The organism is Streptomyces sp. NPDC051913, assembly GCF_044593635.1.
In the GTDB taxonomy this organism is placed as follows: domain Bacteria; phylum Actinomycetota; class Actinomycetes; order Streptomycetales; family Streptomycetaceae; genus Streptomyces.
Map to the genome: position 1 here is coordinate 288,507 of NZ_JBIUCI010000007.1, position 22,698 is coordinate 311,204.

Here is a 22,698-nt window from a genome sequence, read left to right on the forward strand (position 1 = left end):
GGTTACGGGTGTGACGGCACGGTCGTGAGCAGCGGCTTGGGGGAGGTCCTGCCGGTCGGCGAGCCCATCGCGGTGATCGTGAACACCAGGGCGAGCGCGACGGCCAGGCCGATCGCGGCGGCGATCAGGGCACGCATGACGGCCTCCCGACGGACACCTGGAGCTGATACATCGTCAGATCCGGCACCGTAGCAACGGGCGGCCGAGATGAGAACACGTTGCACACGACGACGGCGCCCTTCCGGAGAAGGACGCCGTCGAGGTCGTACGGGAGGTGACGAGACGTTATGCGCTGGAGCCGGCCGACGGGCTCGGCGACTCGGTCGGCTCGGCTGCCGCCGCCACCGTCAGTTCGACGGTCAGGACCGCGCCGCCCGCGGTGTTCACGCGGAGCAGGAACGTGCCGGTGGTGTCGTCCGCGTAGAGCTTCGGCAGCTTCAGCAGACCGTCGGCGTCGGTCTCCAGGCCGGTCAGGGTGCGTACGGTCTTGCCGTCCGCGTCCTTGAAGTAGGGGCCCTTGGTGTTCTCGGTGGCGTCGTCCGCCGAGGTGATCAGGGTGGCGGTGGCGGCGACGCCGTCCGCGACGGCGCCGTCGTCCGTCGCCTTGACCTCGACCTGCTCGGCGAACTCGCCGCCCGGGGTGCAGGTCAGCGCGGTGTCGCTGGTGCGGACGAGGGTGTCGGCGACGCGCTCGGTGACGGTGGCCTTGTAGTCGAGGCCGGTGACCGCGCGGCCCACGACGGTGGCGCGGACGGTGAAGCCGCCCGTCTTCTCGCCTGCCTTCAGGGCGGGCGCGACGGCGACGCCGGAGCTGTTGGTGACGATCGTCGCGACGCTCTCACCACCGGTGAAGGTGGCGTCGGTGTCGCCGACGATCGTGAAGCGGATACGGACCTTGCCGACGGCCTTGCCGGCCGAGGTCTCGGCGCGGGTGCTGATCCGCTTGGTGAACGCGTCCCCGGCCTGCGCGGTGAGCTTCGCGGTACCCGCGTCCTCCAGGTGGTCCACCGTGTCGGTCGGGGTGGGCGTGGGCGTGGGGGTGGGGGTGGGGGTGCTGGGCGTCGACGGCGTGCTCGGGGAGGTGGGCGTACTGGGCGTGCTCGGGGTGCTGGGCGTCGACGGTGAGGCGGGCGACGGGGACGGGCTGGGGCTCACGGTGTCGTTGTCGTCGCTGCGGTTGCCCGGCAGCGAGCCGGTGCCGTCGGGGATCTCGTGGGTGCCCTTGCGGTAGTACTCCAGCCACGACAGGACCGTGTTCAGGTAGTCCTGCGAGTTGTTGTAGCTGAGGATCGCGCGGTTCATGTCGGCCTGCGCGGACAGGTCCCAGCCGTTGCGGCACAGGTAGTGGCCGGCGGCGAGGGCCGCGTCGTAGATGTTGTTGGGGTCCTTCTTGCCGTCGCCGTTCCCGTCGCGGGCGGCCCACTCCCAGGTGGAGGGGATGAACTGCATGGGCCCGACGGCCGCGTCGTACGTGCTGTTGCCGTCGTAGACGCCGTTGTCGGTGTCCGGAATGAGGGCGAAGCCGTTGCCGTCGAGCTGGGGGCCGAGGATCGGGTCGATCGTGGTGCCGTCGGCGGTGACACGGCCGCCGCGGGCCTGGCCGGACTCGACCTTGCCGATGGCGGCGAGCAGCTGCCAGGGCAGGTTGCAGCCGGGCTTGGACTCCTGGAGGGCCGCCGCGGCCTTCTTGTAGGCGTCGAGGACGGTCGCGGGGATGCCGGCCTCACCGGTGCCCGTGGCGGCGGTGCCGCCGCTGCCCGCGCTCGGCGCGGGGCTCGGGCTGTTGAGGGGCGGGAGGTCCATGTAGAACGGCGAGCCGCCGGTCGCGCCGTCGTCGTCGCTCGCGTCGGGAGTGGGCTGGGCGTCGGCGGTGGTCGATCTGCCGTTGTCGTCCACCGACACACCGGGTGCCTGGGACGCTGACAGTGCCGCGACCGCCGCGGCGGCGACGGTGGTGGCCACCGCCCCCTTGCGCAGCCTCCTGCCGAATTGCGCCGACATAAAGTGAACCCCTCCCGTGGACGCCGAGCGCCCGTCTCCGTCCGACGTGCTCGTCATGGTGTGACGATCGACCCGCGGCGCGGGTTGCCCTCGTGGAGCCTTTCGGTGCGTCGTTCTTCTGTTCGGTCCCTCTGGCCCTCCCCGCTCCCCGGCGGAGGGACCCAGGCGACCCTACGACAACTTCCTTTGCTCGGGCACCCGTTCGTGCCCGGTTTTCACCAGTTGGCCATACTGGGCCGATCCGTTTCCTGCCTTGGGAGGCCTCTTGCCGTTCACCCTCAGCCACGCGGCGGCCGTGTTACCGGTCGTGCGTGCCGACGGAACCGGGCGGGGGCGGTTGATTCCCGCCGTTCTCGTGGCGGGTTCCTTCGCTCCCGACATGACGTACTTCGCGGCGAGCGCGCTCTCCGAGGCGATGGAGTTCGGGAGCGTCACGCATTCCTTCCCGGGCGTCTTCACCGTCGACGTACTCGTCGCGTGGGCGTTGGTGGGGTTGTGGCTGCTCGTACGGGAGCCACTGGTGGCGCTGCTGCCGAGGACGCGGCAGGGGCGGGTGGCGGCGCTGCTGCGCTGCGGGGCGCCACGCGCGCGCGTGCGGCCGGCGCTGGTGGCGCGGTGGTACGGGTCGGCGGCGCTGGGGGCCTTGACGCATGTCGTGTGGGACGCGTTCACGCACCACGACCGGTGGGGGATGCGGTTGTTCCCCGTGCTCGGCGAGACGATCGCGGGCTCGCCGCTGTACTGGTATCTGCAGTACGGCAGTTCGGCGGTGGCGGCGGTCGTGATCGCCGTGTTCCTGGTGCGAGCGGTACGGCGGCTGCCGGCGACCGAGCCTTCGGGGGTGCCGGCGCTCTCGCCGCGCGACCGGTGGTGGGCCGGGGTCGTCATCGGCGGCTGCGTGCTGGTCGCGGCGGTGCAGCGGGCCTCGCGGTGGTGGGCCTACTGGGGGTCCTCCGCGAGGCCCTGGGAACTGATCCCGACGCTGTGCTTCGGCGTGGGCGCGGGGCTGGTGCTGGGGGTGCTGGGGTACGCCGTGGGGGTCAGGGCGTGGCGTCCGGTTCGGGTGCCCGACGGGCCCCACCGGACGGGGCGGGAGCCGAGCCGTCCGGGGCGTCGGTGACGGTCCTGCCGGGAGCCGAGCCGGGTGAGGCGTCGGTGACCGTGCCGACGGTCGTGATGAACACGGTCATGGTCCGCATCGGGCGGGAGCGGGGGACGGCGCTGAGGAGCAGCGCCAGGTAGCCGCGGGCCTGGTCGGCCCAGAGGCGCAGGTCCTTGCGCCGGTACCTGCGGGTGAGCCGGTGGCGGACGTCCGTGGCCGCCCGGCGGAGGGTGATGGCGAGGTCCCTGGGCAGGCGGGGCGTGCTGGCCGCTGCCGAGTAGGGCGGGACGTGCACGGCTGGGGTGGACGCGGTCGCATCGGTGTTCGCCTGCGCCGGAGCCGTCTGGCGGTGGAGCGTGCGTATACCCATGCCCGCATCTTTACGGGCGGGGGTGGGTGGCGGCGTTTTCGCGGGGGCCACCTGAGTGACGGCTTTTCGGGGTGCCGGGTGGGTTCGGCACCCCCGCGACGCGCCGCCGCCGGTGTTCGCCGCCGCGGCGGAGAAGGGACCGCAGTGGCCCTCTCCGCCGCAGCTCACGGCGCTGGACGCTAGTGCGCCGCCGACTCCCAGTCCGGGCCCACGCCCACCGAGACGTCCAGCGGCGCGCGCAGCTGGACCGCGTTCGCCATCTCACGGCGGAGGAGTTCCTCGACCCGGTCGCGCTCGCCCGGGGCGATCTCCAGGACGATTTCGTCGTGGACCTGGAGCAGCATCCGGGAGGTGAGCTCCGCCTCGCCGAGGGCCTTGCCGACGTTGAGCATGGCGATCTTGACGATGTCGGCCGCGGTGCCCTGGATGGGCGCGTTGAGGGCCATCCGCTCGGCGGCCTCGCGGCGCTGGCGGTTGTCGCTGTTGAGGTCGGGCAGGTAGCGGCGGCGGCCGAAGAGGGTCGCCGTGTACCCCGTCGCCCGCGCCTCGTCCACCGCGCGGCGCAGATAGTCCTGGACGCCGCCGAAGCGCTCGAAGTACGTGTCCATCAGGGCACGCGCCTCGCCCGCTTCGATGTTCAGCTGCTGGGAGAGGCCGAAGGCGGACAGACCGTACGCCAGGCCGTACGACATGGCCTTGATCTTGCGGCGCATCTCCGCGTCGACGGCGTCGCGCTCGACGGCGAACACCTGCGAGGCGACCGTGGTGTGCAGGTCCTCGCCGGAGGTGAACGCCTCGATGAGGCCCTCGTCCTCGGAGAGGTGGGCCATCACACGCAGTTCGATCTGGCTGTAGTCGGCGGTCATCAGCGACTCGAAGCCCTCGCCGACCACGAACCCGCGGCGGATGGCCCGGCCCTCGTCCGTGCGGACGGGGATGTTCTGGAGGTTCGGGTCGGTGGAGGAGAGCCGGCCCGTGGCCGCGACGGTCTGGTTGAACGTGGTGTGGATACGGCCGTCCGCGGCGATCGTCTTGATCAGGCCCTCGACCGTCACGCGCAGCTTCGCCTGCTCACGGTGGCGGAGCATGATCACCGGCAGTTCGTTGTCCGTCTGGGTCGCGAGCCAGGCGAGCGCGTCGGCGTCCGTGGTGTAGCCAGTCTTGGTCTTCTTCGTCTTGGGCAGGCCCAGTTCACCGAAGAGGACTTCCTGGAGCTGCTTGGGCGAGCCCAGGTTGAACTCGTGCCCGGCGGCGGCGTGGGCCTCCTTGACGGCCTGCTGGACGGCGCCGGCGAACATCTGCTCCATGGCCTCCAGGTGGGCCCGGTCGGCGGCGATGCCATGCCGCTCCATGCGGGCCAGCAGGGCGGAGGTGGGCAGTTCCATGTCGCGCAGGAGGTCCGCGGCGCCGACCTCGGTCAGCTTGGTCTCGAAGGCCTCGCCGAGGTCGAGGATGGCGCGGGCCTGCACCATGAGGGCCTCGGCCTCCGCGCCGTCGTCCGCGCCGAAGGCGAGCTGGCCGTCGGCCGCGGCGGCGGGCGCGAGCTCCCGGCCGAGGTACTCCAGGGACAGGGCGTCCAGGTCGAAGGAGCGGCGGCCCGGCTTGACAAGGTAGGCGGCGAGCGCGGTGTCCATGGCGACGCCGTCGATGCTCCAGCCGTGGTCGGCGAAGACGCGCATCGCGCCCTTGGCGTTGTGGAAGACCTTGGGCCGGTCCGCGTCGGCCAGCCAGCCGGCGAGGGCCTTCTCGTCGGCCTCGTCGAGCTGGGTCGGGTCGAGCCAGGCGGCCGCTCCGCCGGCTGCCGCGAGCGCGATCTCGGCGACCGAGCCGGTGCCCAGGCCCCAGGTGTCGACCGTGGCGACGCCCAGCGTCTCGGTGCCGTGCTCGGTGAGCCAGGCGGAGACCTCGCCGGTGCCGAGGACGGTGCCGTCGAGTTCCACGCCGGCCGCCGCGGCCGGAGCCGGCTCGGCCTCCTCGGCGCCCGGGTCGACGGCGAGCAGGCGCTCGCGCAGCGAGGGGTTACGGATCTCGAGGGTGTCGAGGATCATCGCGAGCGTCTTGCGGTCGTACGGCGCGCGCTCCAGGTCGGTGACCGTCTTCGGCAGCTCGACGGTGCGGACCATCTCGGTGAGGCGGCGGTTGAGCTTGACCGCCTCCAGATGCTCGCGCAGGTTCTGCCCGGCCTTGCCCTTGACCTCCTCGACGCGCTCGACGAGGTCCGCGAACGACCCGAACTGGTTGATCCACTTCGCGGCCGTCTTCTCGCCGACGCCCGGGATGCCCGGCAGGTTGTCGGACGGGTCGCCGCGCAGGGCCGCGAAGTCGGGGTACTGGGCGGGCGTCAGGCCGTACTTCTCGAACACCTTCTCCGGGGTGAACCGGGTCAGCTCGGAGACACCCTTCGTCGGATACAGCACGGTGGTGTGCTCACTCACCAGCTGGAAGGAGTCGCGGTCGCCGGTGACGATCAGCACGTCGAAGCCGGCGGCCTCGGCCTGGGTGGCGAGCGTGGCGATGACGTCGTCGGCCTCGAAGCCGTCGACCGCGAAGCGCGAGACGTGCATCGCGTCGAGGACTTCGCCGATCAGCTCGACCTGGCCCTTGAACTCGTCCGGGGTCTTCGAGCGGTTGGCCTTGTACTCCGTGTACTCCTCGGAGCGCCAGGTCTTGCGCGACACGTCGAAGGCCACCGCGAAGTGCGTCGGCGCCTCGTCGCGCAGGGTGTTGGCCAGCATCGAGGCGAAGCCGTAGATCGCGTTCGTCGGCTGGCCCGTCGCGGTCGTGAAGTTCTCCGCGGGCAGCGCGAAGAACGCGCGGTACGCCAGTGAGTGCCCGTCCATGAGCATCAGGCGCGGGCGGCTGCCGCCGGGGCTGTTGTCGGTCGTCTTCGATGCTGTCTCTGCCACGCCCCCGATCCTGCCACGCCCCACTGACACTCGGACCACACCACGGAAGGCGGCCATGGGGGGTGGGGGGACAGGTCGGGTACATCGGGACGGCAACAGGGGGACCGCGTGCCCACGCGCGGGGGCGACGGTGGGGGTGTCCCGGACCATGCCGGGGGCTGCGTGCCGAACCGTCGGGCCGCCGCACCACCTCATCACCCCCGCTCACCGACCGCTCCCCCATCCCCCGTTCCCTCTTCCGCAACTCTTGCCTGATACGCAACCATTGCCACAGCCCTCCACCCACCCCGGCCACCCCCGTTGTCGGCGTTGCGTGCGAGGATCGGAGACGTACCTCACATGTGCACGCGAAGGAGATCGCCGCGATGGCAACGAAGCCGCCCAAGGGGGATCCGGTCCAGGACGCTCCGCAGGTCGCCGAGCCGAAGCACGCGGCGGCGGGGCTGCCCGCCATCGGGCACACCCTGCGGATCGCCCAGCAGCAGATGGGCGTGAAGCGGACCGCGCTGACGCTGCTGCGGGTGAACCAGAAGGAGGGTTTCGACTGCCCCGGCTGCGCCTGGCCGGAGCCCGAGCACCGGCACACCTTCGAGTTCTGTGAGAACGGCGCGAAGGCCGTGGCCGAGGAGGCCACCCTGCGCCGGGTCACCCCGGAGTTCTTCGCCGCGCACCCGGTCACCGACCTCGCGACGCGCAGCGGCTACTGGCTGGGCCAGCAGGGGCGGTTGACCCACCCCGTGTATCTCCCCGAAGGGGGCACGCACTACGAGCCGGTGACCTGGGAGCGCGCCTTCGACATCGTCGCCGAGGAGATCGCCGCCCTCGACTCCCCCGACGAGGCCCTCTTCTACACCTCGGGGCGCACCAGCAACGAAGCCGCGTTCCTGTATCAGCTGTTCGCGCGCGAGCTCGGCACCAACAACCTGCCGGACTGCTCCAACATGTGCCACGAGTCCTCGGGCTCGGCCCTCACGGAGACCATCGGCATCGGCAAGGGCAGCGTCCTGCTGGAGGACCTCTACAAGGCCGACCTGATCATCGTCGCCGGCCAGAACCCCGGCACCAACCACCCGCGCATGCTCTCCGCGCTGGAGAAGGCCAAGGCGAACGGCGCGAAGGTCGTCAGCGTCAACCCGCTGCCGGAAGCCGGCCTGGAGCGGTTCAAGAACCCGCAGACCCCGCAGGGCATGCTCAAGGGCGCCGCCCTCACCGATCTGTTCCTCCAGATCCGCATCGGTGGCGACCAGGCCCTCTTCCGCCTCCTCAACAAGCTGATCCTGGAGACCGAGGACGCCGTCGACCAGGCTTTCGTCGACGAACACACCCACGGATACGAGGAGTTCGTCGAGGCCGCCCGCGCCGCCGACTGGGACGAGACGCTCGCCGCGACCGGCCTCACGGGCGCGGAGATCGAGGAAGCCCTCTCCCTGGTGCTCGCCTCGCAGCGCACCATCGTCTGCTGGGCGATGGGCCTGACCCAGCACAAGCACTCCGTGCCGACCATCCGCGAGGTGGTCAACTTCCTGCTCCTGCGCGGCAACATCGGCCGCCCGGGCGCGGGCGTGTGCCCGGTGCGCGGTCACTCCAACGTGCAGGGCGACCGCACCATGGGCATCTTCGAACGCCCCGCCCCGGCCTTCCTGGACGCCCTGGAGAAGGAGTTCGGCTTCGCGCCCCCGCGCGAGCACGGCTACGACGTCGTACGGGCCATCGAGGCGTTGCGCGACGGCCGGGCGAAGGTCTTCTTCGCCATGGGCGGCAACTTCGTCTCCGCCTCCCCCGACACCGACGTCACCGAGGCCGCAATGCGGCGCGCCCGGCTGACCGTGCACGTGTCGACGAAGCTCAACCGCTCGCACGCCGTCACGGGCGCGCGCGCCCTGATCCTGCCCACCCTCGGCCGCACCGAGCGCGACCTCCAGGGCGGCGGCGAGCAGTTCGTGACCGTCGAGGACTCCATGGGCATGGTGCACGCCTCCCAGGGCCGTCTGGAGCCCGCGAGCGGCCATCTGCTGTCCGAGCCGGCCATCGTGGCCCGCCTCGCCCGCCGCGTCCTCGGCGACGCCTCCCGCACCCCCTGGGAGGAGTTCGAGAAGGACTACGCGACGATCCGGGACCGCATCGCGCGCGTGATCCCAGGTTTCGAGGACTTCAACGCGCGCGTGGCGGCGCCCGGGGGCTTCGCCCTCCCGCACGCCCCGCGCGACGAGCGCCGCTTCCCGACCGCCACCGGCAAGGCCAACTTCACCGCCGCCCCCGTCGAGTACCCGGCGCTTCCTGAAGGCCGCCTGCTGCTCCAGACCCTGCGCTCGCACGATCAGTACAACACCACGATCTACGGCCTGGACGACCGCTACCGGGGCATCCGGAACGGCCGCCGGGTCGTCCTGGTCAATCCCGAGGACGCGGCGAGGCTGAAGCTCGCGGACGGCTCCTACGTGGACCTCGTCAGCGAGTGGAAGGACGGCGTGGAGCGCCGGGCGGCCGGTTTCCGCGTCGTGCACTACCCGACCGCGCGCGGCTGCGCCGCCGCCTACTACCCCGAGACCAACGTCCTCGTCCCGCTGGGCGCCACCGCGGACACCAGCAACACCCCGGCCAGCAAGTCCGTCGTGGTGCGTCTGGAACAATCGGCCACCGACTGAGCGTTTGCTCAGCGGACTGAGTTGTGAGTGTTCCCGACGAACGGAGCCGGGCCCCATGGGCGAGCAGCAGCACGTGAAGTTCCCGCAAGAGGTCATCGACGAGTACGCCGCGCTCGGCGTGGACCTGCTGGCCCTGTTCTCCGCCGGGCACCTCGGCACCCGCATGGGCGTCGAGATCGTCGAGGCCTCCGCGGACCGGGTCGTCGGGACGATGCCGGTGGAGGGCAACACCCAGCCGTACGGGCTGCTGCACGGCGGCGCCTCCGCCGTCCTCGCCGAGACCCTCGGCTCGGTCGGCTCGATGCTGCACGGCGGCAGCTCGAAGATCGCCGTCGGCGTGGACCTGAACTGCACGCACCACCGGGGCGCGCGCTCGGGCCTGGTGACCGGCGTGGCCACGCCCGTGCACCGGGGGCGCTCGACGGCGACGTACGAGATCGTGATCAGCGACGAGGACGGGCGGCGCGTGTGCACCGCCCGGCTGACCTGTCTGCTGCGGGACGTGAACCCGGGCGACGGCGCCCATGTCGGAGCCACCGCCTGACGCCGAAGTCCTTTCGGGCCTGGCCCCGACCGTACCGCAAGGCCTAGCGTCGGGGCATGCGAACGGGTGGAGTCCCGATGCTCGGGGCCGGGGTCGGGTTCATGGCGGTCCTGCTGACCCTCGGCGGATGCGGAGGATCCGGATCCGCCGCCACCCCGCAGAAGGCCACAGCCGCAGCGGCACCCACCGCGACCCCCGCACCCCCCGAAGACCTCTGCACCCGACTCGTCGCCCACTGGTCCCGCGAGGTGCTGGACCAGAACACCTACGGCGACTACCAGTCGATGGGCCTGTCCAACGGCCAGTACGACATCCTCATCAAGGTCGTCGACGCCGCCCGCGCCGAGAAGAAGCGCCAAGGCGCCACCGCCGCCGACCGGTTGATCGACCGTCAGGCCCGCAGCGGCTGTGTGCGCTGGTACCGCGACGGCGGTCCCGGCGAGGGACCCTGGAGTTGAGCGGCACCGGGCCGGTCGAGCCGGGCGAGGGCACACACGCCTGGGAAACCCTCGGCTCCCCCGCCTCCGCCCCGCCCCGCGGCCGCCTCACCGGGCTCTACGACCGGCACCGGCGTGCCGTCCTCGGCACCGCGGCGACCCTGGCGCTCCTCGCGGGTGGCGGCTACCTCTACGCGACCCGGCCGCAGCCGCCGGAACCCCCCGACCCGCCGTACCCGTCTCAGGTGACGGACCTGCACTACCTCAGCGGAGAGCCCACCTCCGCGGGCGCCGAGCCGCGGAGCTTCAGCTTCGGGGTGGAACTGAGCGTGCTCTCCGGCCCGCCCGTCACCGTGGTCCGGATCTCCCAGCCCTACGCCGGCATGTCGGTGGCCTCCACACCAAAAGCCCCCTTCGGGACGAGAGCGGGCACCAGCCGCAAGATCGTCATCACCATGCATGTGGCGCAGTGCAGGAAAGTGCCATGGAACGCCGGGCTCCCTTTCCTTGACGTAACTCTACGTAATACGCGTGCAATAGAAGTTCACAGCTTCATCCTCGGGCAGCGCTATGCCCAGCACCTCTCGGAGGCCCTACAAGTCGCCTGCAGCAACAGTTCTGGGTAATTACCAAAACCGCTGAGACGCCTGAACAAGTTGCATCGGGTCCTGCGGGTTCTCAGAATGCGGACAGGGCGAATCGGCCTGAATTCCGCTGTTCCACCCACTCAGTACCGCTCTGCATTACGACGTGTCATAACAAGAGCGTCACAGCCTCCGTCAGACCCTCCTCCACCCTCCCCGCACGCGCTTAGAGTCACGCCCAGTCACCGCGCCATGGAATCTCACAACAGACCAGCGCAGCGACTCGGTCGCTTCCAGGGGGGAGCGCCGCGCCAGTGAAAGGACGAATCGTGCGTCAACGTTCGCTCATCACCATCACCGCCGCGCTGGCGGCGGGAGCACTCACCCTCACCGCCTGCGGCTCGCGCGACGACGACGGCGGCTCGGACTCCGGCAGCGGCGGCACCAAGGTCGTCATCGGTGTCGACGCCCCGCTGACGGGTGACCTCTCCGCGCTGGGTCTCGGCATCAAGAACTCCGTCGACCTCGCCGCGAAGACCGCCAACAAGCAGAAGCTCGTCGACGGTGTCACCTTCGAGATCAAGGCCCTCGACGACCAGGCCCAGCCCTCCTCGGGCCAGGCCAACGCGTCGACCTTCGTCAGTGACGACAGCGTCCTCGGCGTCGTCGGCCCGCTGAACTCCTCCGTCGCCGAGTCGATGCAGAAGGTCTTCGACGACGCCAAGCTCGTCGAGGTCTCCCCGGCCAACACCGGCCCGGCCCTCACCCAGGGTGTCGACTGGCAGACCAAGAAGGTCCGCACCTACAAGTCGTACTTCCGCACCGCGACCACGGACGCCATCCAGGGCCCGTTCGCCGCGCAGTACGTCTACAACGACGCCAAGAAGAAGAACGTCTTCGTCATCGACGACAAGAAGACCTACGGCGCCGGTCTCGCCGCCACCTTCACCGACGAGTTCAAGAAGCTCGGCGGCAAGGTCGTCGGCACCGACCACATCGACCCGGACACCAAGGACTTCTCCGCGGTCGCCACCAAGGTCAAGAACTCCGGCGCCGACGTCGTCTACTACGGCGGCGAGTACCCGCAGGCCGGCCCGCTCAGCAAGCAGATCAAGGCCGCCGGCGCCAAGATCCCGCTGGTCGGCGGCGACGGCATCTACGACCCGACCTTCGTCGAGCTGGCCGGCGCCAACAGCACCGGTGACCTCGCCACCTCGGTCGGTGCCCCGGTCGAGACGCTCAGCTCCGCCAAGCAGTTCGTCGCCGACTACAAGAAGGCCGGCTACAAGGAGGAGTACGCGGCCTACGGCGGTTACTCCTACGACGCCGCCTGGTCGATCATCCTCGCCGTCAAGAAGGTCGTCGACGACAACGACGGCAAGCTCCCCTCCGACGCCCGCGCCAAGATCACCGCGGCCGTCCAGAACGTCTCCTTCGACGGTGTGACCGGCAAGGTCTCCTTCGACGAGTACGGTGACGCCACCAACAAGCAGCTCACCGTGTACGCCGTCGAGAACGGTGCCTGGAAGGCCGTCAAGTCCGGCACCTACACCGGCTGACCCATCCCCACCCGCACCACCTGAGCCGCGCGGGGCGCTGTTCCACAGGCGCCCCGCGCGGACTCACATCCGGCTCCGGACACACATCCGGTCACGTCCGGTCACATCCGTCGAACATCCGAAACCTCGGAGGACATGCGGTGAACGAACTGCCGCAGCAGCTGGTCAACGGCCTGCTACTAGGAGCAATGTACGGGCTGGTCGCCATCGGCTACACAATGGTCTATGGCATTGTCCAGCTCATCAACTTCGCCCACGGCGAGATCTTCATGATCGGAGGGTTCGGAGCCCTCACGGTCTATCTGTACGTACTGCCCGACGGCACCACCATGTGGGTCGCACTGCCACTGATGCTCGTGGGAGCCGTCATCGCAGCCGTCCTCGTCGCCGTCGGAGCGGAACGGTTCGCCTACCGCCCCCTGCGCACCGCCCCACGCCTCGCGCCCCTCATCACCGCCATCGGCCTCTCCCTCGCCCTCCAGCAGGCGGTATGGGCCTGGTACCCCGGCGCCAAGGAGTCCATCAACTTCCCCGAGATCCCGGGCGGACCCTTCGAGATCGGCAGCGTCACCATTCAGACCGGTGACATCTTCCTGTTCATCGCCGCACCCGTCAGCATGGCGATCCTCGCCTACTTCGTCATGAAGACCCGCACCGGCCGCGGCATGCAGGCCACCGCACAGGACCCCGACACCGCCAAGCTCATGGGCATCAACACCGACCGCATCATCGTGGTCGCCTTCGCCCTCGGCGCCCTCTTCGCGGCCGTCGGAGCCGTCGCCTACGGCCTCAAGTACGGCCAGGTCCAGTTCCGCATGGGCTTCATCCTCGGCCTCAAGGCCTTCACCGCCGCAGTCCTCGGCGGCATCGGCAACATCTACGGCGCCATGCTCGGCGGCCTCGTCCTCGGCCTCGCCGAGACCATGGCCACCGCCTACATCGCCGACGTCCCCGGCTTCGACCTGCTCGGCGGCCAGTCCTGGGCCAACGTCTGGGCCTTCGTACTCCTCATCCTCGTACTCCTCGTCAGGCCACAGGGCCTGCTCGGCGAGCGCGTCGCGGACAGGGCGTGACACCGATGACGACACAGACCACCCAGTCCCCCAGCGCCCCCGCCAACAAGGACGGCGCCACCAAGGGCCTCGTCGGCCTCCCCGAGAACGTCGGCCGCGCCCTCGCCACCATCGGCGGCGCCCTCGCCGTCGTCTCCACCTTCCTCGCCTGGACCTGGACCTCCGAGTTCCCCGGCGACCTCACCTACTACGGCTACCCCGGCGGCCTCCAGGTCCTCGTCCTCATCGGCGGCGCCCTCACCGCCCTCTTCGGCCTCGCCTCGTACGGCGTCAAGGGCCTGCGCTGGCTCGCCCCCGCCGGCGCCGACGGCGCCATCAAGCTGGCCGCGACCGGCACCTTCGCCACCACCTGGTACACCGTCATCGCGATCAGCGACGAACTCGGCGGCGTCGTCAACCTCGAACCGGGCGGCTTCATCGCCGCGGCCGTCACCCTCGCCGCCTTCCTCGGCGCCTTCTCCCTGCCCTTCGAACGGCCGGAAGACGAGCACATCGACGAGGACGAGAGCGTCGGCGAACGCATCGGCCGCATCTGGCGCCACATCGTCGCCCTCCTGAAGTCCGCCGTCTTCACCCCCGCCCCGGCCCCGGCCCGCAAGCTCCCCGCCTACGCCGAGATCCTCGTCATCGTCGCCGCCATGGCCGTCGGCCTCACCGTCTTCACCTACGGCATCGGCACCGAGTACGACGAACTCTTCGTCGGCTTCCTCATCACCGTCGGATTCCTCTTCGCCGCCCTCTCCAAGGCCGGGCTCGTGGCCCGGGTCTCGGCGATCACCGGCCGGCACAGCACCATCACCATGTTCGGCGCGTTCATCGCCGCCGCGCTCTTCCCCTTCACCCAGTCCGACGACCAGTACGCGACGATCGGCGTCTACATCCTGATCTTCGCCACCGTCGCCCTCGGTCTGAACATCGTCGTCGGCCTCGCCGGCCTCCTCGACCTCGGATACGTCGCCTTCCTCGGCGTCGGCGCCTACACCGCGGCCATGGTCTCCGGCTCCCCCTCCTCGCCGTTCGACCTGCACCTGCCGTTCTGGCTCTCCGCGCTCCTCGGCGCCGCCGTCGCCATGGTCTTCGGCGTCCTCATCGGCGCCCCCACCCTGCGACTGCGCGGCGACTACCTCGCCATCGTGACGCTCGGCTTCGGTGAGATCTTCCGCATCACCGTCCTCAACATGGACGGCACCAGCGGACCGGACATCACCAACGGCTCCAACGGCATCTCCTCCATCCCGAACCTCGACATCCTCGGATTCGACTTCGGCCTGGAACACACCATCCTCGGCTTCACCATCGGCCGATTCGCCAACTACTTCCTGCTGATGCTCCTCATCACGCTCATCGTCGTGGTGGTCTTCAAGCGCAGCAGCGACTCCCGCATCGGCCGCGCCTGGATCGCCATCCGCGAGGACGAGACCGCCGCCCTCGCCATGGGCATCAACGGCTTCCGCGTCAAGCTCATCGCGTTCGCCCTCGGCGCCTCCCTCGCCGGCCTCGCCGGCGCCGTCCAGGCCCACGTCACCTACACCGTGACGCCGGAGCAGTACCAGTTCGCCCACGTGGTCCCACCCAACTCGGCCTTCCTCCTCGCGGCGGTCGTCCTCGGCGGCATGGGCACCATCGCCGGACCCCTCGTCGGCGCCGCACTGCTCTACCTCATCCCGGCCAAGCTCCAGTTCCTGGGCGACTACCAGCTCTTCGCCTTCGGCGTCGCGCTCGTCCTCCTGATGCGCTTCCGCCCCGAGGGCCTCATCCCCAACCGGCGCCGCCAACTCGAATTCCACGAAGAGGCCGAAGCCCCCGCAGTCCTCAGCAAGACAGGGGTCTGACACATGACCGACACCACCACCGTCACCGGGACCACCGTCCTCGACGCCCGCGGCGTCACCATGCGCTTCGGCGGCCTCACCGCCGTACGCAACGTCGACCTCCAGGTCAACAGCGGCGAGATCGTCGGCCTCATCGGCCCCAACGGCGCCGGCAAGACGACCTTCTTCAACTGCCTGACGGGCCTCTACATCCCCACCGAGGGCGAAGTCCGCTACAAGGACCAGGTCCTCCCGCCCAAGTCCTTCAAGGTCACCGCCGCCGGCATCGCCCGCACCTTCCAGAACATCCGTCTGTTCGCCAACATGACGGTCCTGGAGAACGTGCTCGTCGGCCGCCACACCCGCACGAAGGAAGGCCTGTGGAGCGCCCTGCTCCGCGGCCCCGGCTTCCACAAGGCCGAAAGGGCCTCGCGCGAACGCGCCATGGAACTCCTGGAGTTCGTCGGCCTCGCGAACAAGGCCGAACACCTCGCCCGCAACCTCCCCTACGGCGAACAGCGCAAGCTGGAGATCGCACGGGCGCTGGCGAGCGAACCGGGCCTGCTCCTGCTGGACGAGCCGACGGCCGGCATGAACCCCCAGGAGACGCGGGCGACCGAGGAACTGGTCTTCGCCATCCGCGACAAGGGCATCGCCGTACTCGTCATCGAGCACGACATGCGCTTCATCTTCAACCTCTGCGACCGCGTAGCCGTCCTCGTCCAGGGCGAGAAGCTCATCGAGGGCGACAGCGCCACCGTCCAGGGCGACGAACGCGTCATCGCCGCCTACCTCGGCGAACCCTTCGAAGGCACCCCCGGCGACGAAGAAGCAGCCGAAGTCGAAGCAGCCGAAGCAAGCGCCCCGTCGGACGCCACGCCCGGCAAGGAGAACGACCGATGACCGCACTCCTCGAGGTCGAGGACCTCCGCGTCGCCTACGGCAAGATCGAAGCCGTCAAGGGCATCTCCTTCAAGGTCGACGCCGGCGAGGTCGTCACCCTCATCGGCACCAACGGCGCCGGCAAGACGACCACCCTGCGCACCCTGTCCGGCCTGCTCAAGCCGGTCGGCGGCCAGATCAGGTTCGGCGGCAAGTCGCTGAAGAAGGTCCCCGCCCACGACATCGTCTCGCTGGGACTGGCCCACTCCCCCGAGGGCCGGCACATCTTCCCCCGCATGACGATCGAGGACAACCTCCGCCTCGGCGCCTTCCTCCGTAACGACCGGGCAGGCATCGAGAAGGACATCCAGCGCGCCTACGACCTCTTCCCGATCCTGGGAGAGCGCCGCAAGCAGGCCGCGGGCACCCTGTCCGGCGGCGAGCAGCAGATGCTGGCGATGGGCCGCGCCCTGATGTCCCAGCCGAAACTGCTCATGCTGGACGAGCCCTCCATGGGCCTGTCGCCGATCATGATGCAGAAGATCATGGCGACCATCGCCGAACTCAAGTCCCAGGGCACGACGATCCTCCTCGTCGAGCAGAACGCCCAGGCGGCCCTGTCGCTGGCCGACCACGGCCATGTGATGGAAATCGGCAAGATCGTCCTGTCCGGCACGGGCCAGGACCTCCTGCACGACGAGTCGGTCCGCAAGGCGTACCTGGGCGAGGACTAGCACTTCGCCCTGAATGCGATACGACGAGGCCCGCGCCCCCTGCTGGGGACGCGGGCCTCGGTGCGTGAGCCGGTCGGGCGTCAGCCCTTCGACGCCTTCTTCTCATCGGCGTCCTGGATGACGGCCTCCGCAACCTGCTGCATCGACATACGCCGGTCCATCGACGTCTTCTGGATCCACCGGAACGCGGCGGGCTCGGTCAGCCCGTACTCGGTCTGAAGGATGGACTTGGCGCGGTCGACCAGCTTGCGCGTCTCCAGTCGGAGGGTGAGGTCGGCGACCTCCTTCTCCAGCTCCTTCAACTCGGTGAACCGGGACACGGCCATCTCGATGGCCGGCACGACATCACTCTTGCTGAACGGCTTCACGAGATACGCCATGGCACCGGCGTCGCGCGCACGCTCCACGAGGTCGCGCTGCGAGAAGGCGGTGAGCATCAGCACGGGCGCGATGCGCTCTTCGGCGATCTTCTCGGCGGCGGAGATACCGTCCATCTTCGGCATCTTCACATCGAGGATGACGAGGTCCGGCTGGTGCTCACGGGCGAGCTCGATGGCCTGCTCACCGTCACCGGCCTCGCCTACGACGCTGTAGCCCTCTTCCTCCAGCATCTCTTTGAGATCGAGGCGAATCAGCGCCTCGTCCTCGGCGATGACGACACGGGTCGTCAGCGGAGGCACGTGCGACTTGTCGTCGTCGGGCGCGTCTACGGGCTGGGGCGACTCGGGGGCGGTCACGGGGGCTCCTCGTTCAGGGGCAGGGGTGCTGCTTACCAGAGCCTACCTAGCTGCAGCTCGGCTTGGTCACCCGGTACACTCCCATCAGCAACCTAAGCCGGGTTGGCGCAATTGGCTGACGCGGAGGTCTCAAACACCTCTGTCCGAAAGGACGTGTGGGTTCGAATCCCATACCCGGCACCAACAAGCGGATGTTCCCATTCTCGTGAACATCCGCTTTTTGCTGCGCGTCGCCGCGATCAATCACACAGAGTGATCGCGTGAACATCCACAGCACTGAGGTGCGACAAAAGGCCCTGACTCTGCTGCGCGCTGGGGTGAAGAACGCAGCGGTGGCTCGGGAGCTTGCGGTGCCCCTCGGGACAGTCAGCTATTGGAAGCACCTAGACCGCGCCAAACGCGGCGAGTGCCCAGGACGACACAGCCCGCCGTGCCCCCGGTGTGACGGACGAGAGCTGGACGGGGCCGCCTACAGCTACCTCCTCGGGCTCTACCTCGGCGACGGCCACATCAGCCACTACTCGGGACATCGCGTGCCCAACTTGATGGTCACGTGCGCTGATTCATGGCCCGGTCTCATGGACGACTGCGAGCACGCCATGCGTATCGTCTTCCCGGGGAACGCCGTCTGCCGCGTCCGCAAGACGGGTTGTCGCAACGTCAAGGTTTACTCGAAGCACCTGCACTGCCTCTTCCCTCAACACGGCCCCGGCAAGAAACACGAGCGCACGATCACCCTCAAACCCTGGCAACAAGCCATCGTCGACGCCCACCCCTGGGAGTTCGTTCGCGGCCTCATCCACTCCGACGGATGCCGCATCACCAACTGGACCACGCGCCTCATCGCCGGTGAACGCAAGCGCTACGAATATCCCCGCTACTTCTTCACCAACCTGTCCGGCGACATCATTCGGCTCTTCACCGGCGCCCTGGACCGAGTCGGCGTCGAATGGAGGCAGGCGAACCCCCGCAACATCTCCGTCGCCCGCAAAGCCTCCGTAGCCCTGATGGACACCCACGTAGGCCCAAAGCACTGACCGCTGAAGCTACTTGTCGTCCACTCCGATGTGATGCACCCGGACCAGGTTCGTCGCCCCCGCAACCCCGGGCGGCGAACCGGCCGTAATGACCACCACGTCACCCTTCTCGCACCGCCCGTACTTCAACAACAGCTCATCCACCTGATCGACCATCGCATCCGTCGATTCCACCCGCGGCCCCAGGAACGTCTCCACACCCCACGTCAGACTCAGCTGTGACCGAGTAGCCGCCTCCGGCGTGAACGCCAGCAACGGAATCGGCGACCGGTACCGGGACAGCCGCCGCGCCGTGTCGCCGGATTGAGTGAACGCCACCAAGAACTTGGCGCCCAGGAAGTCGCCCATCTCCGCCGCCGCCCGCGCCACCGCGCCGCCCTGCGTACGGGGCTTGTTGCGGTCCGTCAGTGGGGGCAGGCCCTTCGCGAGGATGTCTTCCTCCGCCGCCTCCACGATCCGCGCCATCGTCCGGACCGTCTCCACCGCGTACTTGCCGACGCTCGTCTCCCCCGACAGCATCACCGCGTCCGTGCCGTCGATGACCGCGTTGGCCACGTCCGACGCCTCCGCCCTCGTCGGACGGGAATTGTCGATCATCGAGTCCAGCATCTGCGTGGCGACGATCACCGGCTTGGCGTTGCGCTTCGCCAGTTTGATCGCGCGCTTCTGGACGATCGGGACCTGTTCCAGGGGCATTTCGACGCCCAGGTCACCCCGCGCCACCATGATCCCGTCGAACGCCGCCACGATGTCGTCGATCGCGTCCACCGCCTGCGGCTTCTCCACCTTGGCGATGACGGGCAGGCGGCGCCCCTCCTCGTCCATGATGCGGTGGACGTCCTCGATGTCCCGGCCGGAGCGGACGAAGGAGAGGGCGATGACGTCGAAGCCGGTGCGCAGCGCCCAGCGCAGGTCGGCCTCGTCCTTTTCCGACAAGGCAGGAACGGACACGGCCACACCCGGGAGGTTCAATCCCTTGTGGTCGGAGACCATGCCGCCTTCGATGACGGTCGTGTGGACGAGCGGGCCGTCGACGTCCGTGACCTCCAGGCACACCTTGCCGTCGTCGACGAGGATGCGCTCCCCTGCCGTCACGTCCTCCGCGAGGCCGGCGTACGTCGTCCCGCACTGCCCCTGGTTGCCCTCCGCGCCCTCCTCCACCGTGATGGTGAAGGCGTCGCCGCGTTCAAGGAGTACGGGGCCTTCGGCGAAGCGGCCGAGGCGGATCTTCGGGCCCTGAAGGTCGGCGAGGAGGCCGACGCTGCGGCCGGTCTCGTCGGAGGCTTTGCGGACGTGGTGGTAGCGCTCCTCGTGCTCGGCGTAGCCGCCGTGGCTGAGGTTGAAGCGGGCTACGTCCATTCCGGCGTCGACCAGGGCTTTGATCTGGTCGTACGTGTCGGTGGCGGGGCCCAGGGTGCAGACGATTTTGGCTCGGCGCATGGTTCGACCTTAGGGCTTACCGGTGGGTAGAGAATTGGCCGGGCATGGCCGCCCAACAACCGTTCGGTGAAGGGGCGTTGACAAGTGTTGAAGTGTGCGGCTCACAGCTGCGGGGGGTGCATGGTGAACCGTGCGTTGACCTGGGCGTAGACGCGTTGGCGTTGGGGTTCGAGGTCGAGGGGGGCGGCGGCGGTGTCTTCCGCGGCGGCGTAGGACATGGAGCGCATACGTCCGCCGGGGGCGGCGGGGGCGAGGGGCTGGGCGTTCTCCGCGCCGATGTCGGCCAGCTCCACCAGCGCCGCCAGTGTCGTACCCAGTGCTTCCGCGTATTCCTGTGCCCGCTGGACGGCTTCTCGTACGGCCTGTTGGCGTGCGTTGCGGTAGGCCGGGGAGTTCAGGCGCAGGGCCCACCAGGGGCCGTCCACGTGAGTGAGGTCCAAGTCGGCCACGCGCGTGGTGAGTTCACCCAGGGCCGTGAAGTCGGTCAGTTCGGCGGTGATGCGGACGCGGCCGTGGTACGCGTGGATCCGCTCCCCTCGTCCCTTCTCCTTCAGCTCCGGCGTGATCGAGAAGGATCCCGTCTCCAGCTTTTCCACCGCGTCGCCGTATGTCTTGATGAGGTCCAGGACCGTGGCGTTGCGGCGGGTGAGGTCGTCGAGGGCGGTGCGGCGGTCTTTGCCGCGGGCGGCGACGGTGACGCCGATGCGGGCGATCTCGGGGTCGACTTCGAGGCGTGCTTCGCCGCGGACGGCGATGCGGGGGGCGTCGGGGGTGCCGTAGGGCACGGCCGGCGAGGAGTCGGGAGTGGGTGTGGTCATACGACCCACTCTGTCACTTCTTGACTGGTTGGCGGGGGCTGAAGTGACGGGTTCGGTCACCAGATCGAAACCTCTGGGGTCTATTGCCGTTCGGCATGCGCGGGTCAGAATCTACGCGCGTTGTTGACCGTTCCCCGAGGAGATCGAGACATGCCGTTGAACCGCAGGAAGTTCCTGGAGAAGTCCGCCGTGACCGGTGCCGGGGTCGCGCTGGCGAGTGCCGTGGGGGCTCCTGCGGCGCAGGCGTCGGAGGCGGCGGGAAGCAAGAAGGGGCGGAAGCCCGCGAAGCGGTACTCCCTGACGGTGATGGGCACGACGGACCTGCACGGGCACGTCTTCAACTGGGACTACTTCAAGGACGCCGAGTACACGGACGCCAAGGGCAACGCGCAGGGTCTGTCGCGTATCTCGACGCTGGTGAACCAGGTCCGCGCGGAGAAGGGGCGGTGCAACACGCTGCTGCTGGACGCGGGCGACACGATCCAGGGCACTCCGCTGACGTACTACTACGCGAAGGTGGACCCGATCACCGCCCCGGGTGGTCCCGTGCATCCGATGGCCGCCGCCATGAACGCCATCGGGTATGACGCCGTCGCGCTCGGCAACCACGAGTTCAACTACGGCATCGAGACGCTGCGGAAGTTCGAGGAGCAGTGTGACTTCCCGCTGTTGGGTGCGAACGCGCTGGACGCGAAGACGCTGAAGCCGGCTTTCCCGCCGTACTTCATCAAGAAGTTCCATGTGGCGGGTGGGCCGCCGGTCAAGGTGGCGGTCCTCGGGCTCACCAACCCTGGTATCGCGATCTGGGACAAGGCGTATGTCGAGGGGAAGTTGACGTTCCCGGGGCTGGAGGAGCAGGCGGCGAAGTGGGTGCCGAAGCTGCGGTCGATGGGCGCGGACGTGGTGATCGTGTCGGCGCACTCCGGGTCGTCCGGTACCTCCTCCTACGGTGACCAGCTGCCGTACGTCGAGAACTCGGCGGCGCTGGTGGCCCAGCAGGTGCCCGGTATCGACGCGATTCTCGTCGGGCACGCGCATGTGGAGATCCCGGAGCTGAAGGTCACGAACACGGCGACGGGCAAGACCGTCGTCCTGTCCGAGCCGTTGGCGTACGCGGAGCGGCTGTCGCTGTTCGACATCGAGCTGGTCTTCGAGAAGGGGAAGTGGACGGTCGAGTCGGTGGCCGCCTCGGTGCTCAACTCGGCCTCCGTCGCGGACGACCCGAAGATCACGAAGCTGCTGAAGGACGATCACGACGTCGTCGTGGAGTACGTCAACCAGGTCGTCGGTACGGCGACGCAGACGTTGACGACGGTCGAGGCGCGGTACAAGGACGCTCCGATCATCGATCTGATCACGAAGGTCCAGGAGGATGTCGTCAAGGCGGCGCTGGCCTCCACCGAGTACGCCTCGCTGCCGGTCATCGCGCAGGCGTCGCCGTTCTCGCGGACGTCGGAGATCCCCGCGGGTGAGGTGACGATCCGGGATCTGTCGAGCCTGTACGTGTACGACAACACGCTGGTCGCGAAGTTGCTGACGGGCGCGCAGCTCAAGGCGTACCTGGAGTACTCGGCGGAGTACTTCGTGCAGACGGCGGCGGACGCGGTGGTGGATGTCGAGAAGCTGACGAACGCCAACAACCGGCCGGACTACAACTACGACTACGTGTCGGGTCTTTCGTACGACATCGACATCGCGCAGGCGGTGGGTTCGCGGATCAGGAACCTGACGTACAACGGTGCGGCGCTGGACGACGCGCAGCGGTTCGTGTTCGCGGTGAACAACTACCGTGCCAATGGCGGCGGTGCGTTCCCGCATGTGGCGTCGGCGACGGAGGTGTGGTCGGAGTCGACGGAGATCCGTACGCGGATCGCGGAGTGGGTGACGGCGAAGGGTGTGCTGGACCCGGCCGACTTCGCGTCGGTGGACTGGAAGCTGACGCGGAACGGTACGCCTGTGTTCTAGCCGGTACTGGCGCGTTGGACTCGTCGCGGACCCGGCCTGAGGCGGTACGGGTC

General features: G+C 69.0%; 19 protein-coding genes and 1 tRNA gene. 13 read left to right on the plus strand and 7 right to left on the minus strand.

Translation table 11 applies throughout. The annotated features are described in order from the left end of the window. Nucleotides 1–2 precede the first annotated feature (2 nt). Nucleotides 3–137 (minus strand): SPW_0924 family protein, encoded by a 135-nt coding sequence (locus ACIHIX_RS23205; RefSeq protein WP_194080202.1) that lies wholly within the window; start codon nt 135–137, stop codon nt 3–5. A gap of 148 nt (nt 138–285) precedes the next feature. Beyond that, complete coding sequence (locus ACIHIX_RS23210; RefSeq protein ID WP_399959089.1) at nt 286–2,001, minus strand: lytic murein transglycosylase; 1,716 nt, start codon at nt 1,999–2,001, stop codon at nt 286–288. 265 nt (nt 2,002–2,266) lie between these two features. Here ACIHIX_RS23210 and ACIHIX_RS23215 point away from each other — a divergent pair, with 265 nt between their 5' ends. Continuing rightward, nucleotides 2,267–3,121, plus strand: a complete 855-nt coding sequence (locus ACIHIX_RS23215) for a DUF4184 family protein (protein WP_399959091.1) — start codon at nt 2,267–2,269, stop codon at nt 3,119–3,121. On the opposite strand, the gene ACIHIX_RS23220 is transcribed toward ACIHIX_RS23215, so the two are convergent. After that, nucleotides 3,042–3,473 carry a hypothetical protein gene (locus ACIHIX_RS23220; protein ID WP_399959093.1) on the minus strand — a complete coding sequence of 144 codons (432 nt, stop codon included), beginning with the start codon at nt 3,471–3,473 and terminating at the stop codon, nt 3,042–3,044. The genes ACIHIX_RS23215 and ACIHIX_RS23220 overlap by 80 nt on opposite strands. 179 nt (nt 3,474–3,652) lie before the next feature. Next, nucleotides 3,653–6,379: a DNA polymerase I gene (polA, locus tag ACIHIX_RS23225; RefSeq protein WP_399959095.1), complete on the minus strand. Its 2,727-nt coding sequence runs from the start codon at nt 6,377–6,379 to the stop codon at nt 3,653–3,655. A gap of 365 nt (nt 6,380–6,744) precedes the next feature. On the opposite strand from polA, the gene ACIHIX_RS23230 reads away from it, so the two are divergent. From ACIHIX_RS23230 to ACIHIX_RS23270, 9 genes are all read left to right on the plus strand, one after another. Then, nucleotides 6,745–9,024 (plus strand): FdhF/YdeP family oxidoreductase, encoded by a 2,280-nt coding sequence (locus ACIHIX_RS23230; protein ID WP_399959097.1) that lies wholly within the window; start codon nt 6,745–6,747, stop codon nt 9,022–9,024. Nucleotides 9,025–9,079: 55 nt separating this feature from the next. Then, nucleotides 9,080–9,568 carry a PaaI family thioesterase gene (locus tag ACIHIX_RS23235; protein ID WP_399959099.1) on the plus strand — a complete coding sequence of 163 codons (489 nt, stop codon included), beginning with the start codon at nt 9,080–9,082 and terminating at the stop codon, nt 9,566–9,568. A 56-nt stretch (nt 9,569–9,624) separates the two neighbouring features. Continuing rightward, nucleotides 9,625–10,026: a hypothetical protein gene (locus ACIHIX_RS23240; RefSeq protein ID WP_399959101.1), complete on the plus strand. Its 402-nt coding sequence runs from the start codon at nt 9,625–9,627 to the stop codon at nt 10,024–10,026. Next, on the plus strand, nt 10,023–10,631 hold the full coding sequence (locus tag ACIHIX_RS23245) for a Tat pathway signal sequence domain protein (protein WP_399959103.1): 609 nt from the start codon (nt 10,023–10,025) through the stop codon (nt 10,629–10,631). Before ACIHIX_RS23240 ends, ACIHIX_RS23245 begins: the two co-directional genes overlap by 4 nt. Nucleotides 10,632–10,918: 287 nt before the next feature. After that, nucleotides 10,919–12,148, plus strand: coding sequence for a branched-chain amino acid ABC transporter substrate-binding protein (locus ACIHIX_RS23250; protein ID WP_399959104.1), 1,230 nt, complete (start codon nt 10,919–10,921; stop codon nt 12,146–12,148). Nucleotides 12,149–12,288: 140 nt separating this feature from the next. Beyond that, nucleotides 12,289–13,221, plus strand: a complete 933-nt coding sequence (locus ACIHIX_RS23255; RefSeq protein WP_194080193.1) for a branched-chain amino acid ABC transporter permease — start codon at nt 12,289–12,291, stop codon at nt 13,219–13,221. A 5-nt stretch (nt 13,222–13,226) separates the two neighbouring features. Then, entirely contained in the window at nt 13,227–15,053 is a 1,827-nt protein-coding gene (locus tag ACIHIX_RS23260; protein WP_399959107.1) for a branched-chain amino acid ABC transporter permease, read from the plus strand. Nucleotides 15,054–15,056: 3 nt separating this feature from the next. Next, entirely contained in the window at nt 15,057–15,935 is an 879-nt protein-coding gene (locus ACIHIX_RS23265; protein WP_399959109.1) for an ABC transporter ATP-binding protein, read from the plus strand. Next, a complete protein-coding gene (locus ACIHIX_RS23270; RefSeq protein ID WP_399959111.1) occupies nt 15,932–16,648 on the plus strand; it encodes an ABC transporter ATP-binding protein in 717 nt (238 codons plus the stop codon). The genes ACIHIX_RS23265 and ACIHIX_RS23270 overlap by 4 nt, the downstream gene beginning before the upstream one ends. 80 nt (nt 16,649–16,728) lie before the next feature. Here ACIHIX_RS23270 and ACIHIX_RS23275 read toward each other — a convergent pair whose 3' ends face one another. Further along, nucleotides 16,729–17,385: an ANTAR domain-containing response regulator gene (locus tag ACIHIX_RS23275; protein ID WP_059197437.1), complete on the minus strand. Its 657-nt coding sequence runs from the start codon at nt 17,383–17,385 to the stop codon at nt 16,729–16,731. A 96-nt stretch (nt 17,386–17,481) separates the two neighbouring features. On the opposite strand from ACIHIX_RS23275, the gene ACIHIX_RS23280 reads away from it, so the two are divergent. Both ACIHIX_RS23280 and ACIHIX_RS23285 read left to right on the plus strand, forming a co-directional pair. Next, nucleotides 17,482–17,568, plus strand: a tRNA-Leu gene (locus tag ACIHIX_RS23280). Nucleotides 17,569–17,645: 77 nt separating this feature from the next. After that, complete coding sequence (locus tag ACIHIX_RS23285) at nt 17,646–18,422, plus strand: helix-turn-helix domain-containing protein (protein ID WP_399959112.1); 777 nt, start codon at nt 17,646–17,648, stop codon at nt 18,420–18,422. Nucleotides 18,423–18,431: 9 nt separating this feature from the next. Here ACIHIX_RS23285 and pyk read toward each other — a convergent pair whose 3' ends face one another. Further along, nucleotides 18,432–19,862 (minus strand): pyruvate kinase, encoded by a 1,431-nt coding sequence (gene pyk, locus ACIHIX_RS23290; protein ID WP_399959114.1) that lies wholly within the window; start codon nt 19,860–19,862, stop codon nt 18,432–18,434. 101 nt (nt 19,863–19,963) lie between these two features. After that, a complete protein-coding gene (locus tag ACIHIX_RS23295) occupies nt 19,964–20,680 on the minus strand; it encodes an SIMPL domain-containing protein (RefSeq protein WP_399959116.1) in 717 nt (238 codons plus the stop codon). 150 nt (nt 20,681–20,830) lie between these two features. On the opposite strand from ACIHIX_RS23295, the gene ACIHIX_RS23300 reads away from it, so the two are divergent. Continuing rightward, entirely contained in the window at nt 20,831–22,645 is a 1,815-nt protein-coding gene (locus ACIHIX_RS23300; protein WP_399959118.1) for a bifunctional metallophosphatase/5'-nucleotidase, read from the plus strand. Nucleotides 22,646–22,698: the final 53 nt, after the last annotated feature.